Origin of the sequence: Sphingobacterium bovisgrunnientis (genome assembly GCF_009829085.1) — a bacterium.
GTDB lineage: Bacteria > Bacteroidota > Bacteroidia > Sphingobacteriales > Sphingobacteriaceae > Sphingobacterium > Sphingobacterium bovisgrunnientis.
In genome coordinates, this window is record NZ_WUQY01000221.1 from 1 (window position 1) to 339 (window position 339).

Consider the following 339-nt stretch of genomic DNA (forward strand, 5'->3'; position numbering starts at 1 on the left):
AGGGATTTCATCTTCTTCATCTGGCTGTACCTGAATTGATCTCGTATGGTCTTCATTGATAATAATCTTTTTAGGATTATCACAAATTCTTATCTTTCTGGGATTTTGGATAATAATATCTTTCTTTGGTCCACTGCTGCTTCCGCATGGTGGATCACTTCTTGGTATCTGTTGATATTCCTGTTTGGTATTATAGAATTGTGTCAAGACATCAACCCTTGTATCTTTATTTGTATCAATAGACATTAATTGTACTTCAGGAGCACCAATTTTGTCTTTCATTTCATTGGCAACTTTGACGTGAGATTCACTGATCTCAAGTAATAGGTTGAAATTATT

Annotated in this window: 1 protein-coding gene; it reads right to left on the minus strand. The window is 34.2% G+C overall.

Annotation, left to right across the window (positions count from 1 at the left end):
* Positions 1-282 (minus strand): hypothetical protein (locus GOQ16_RS17445; RefSeq protein ID WP_160070462.1); only part of this gene is annotated, 282 nt, incomplete at its 3' end.
* Positions 283-339: the final 57 nt, after the last annotated feature.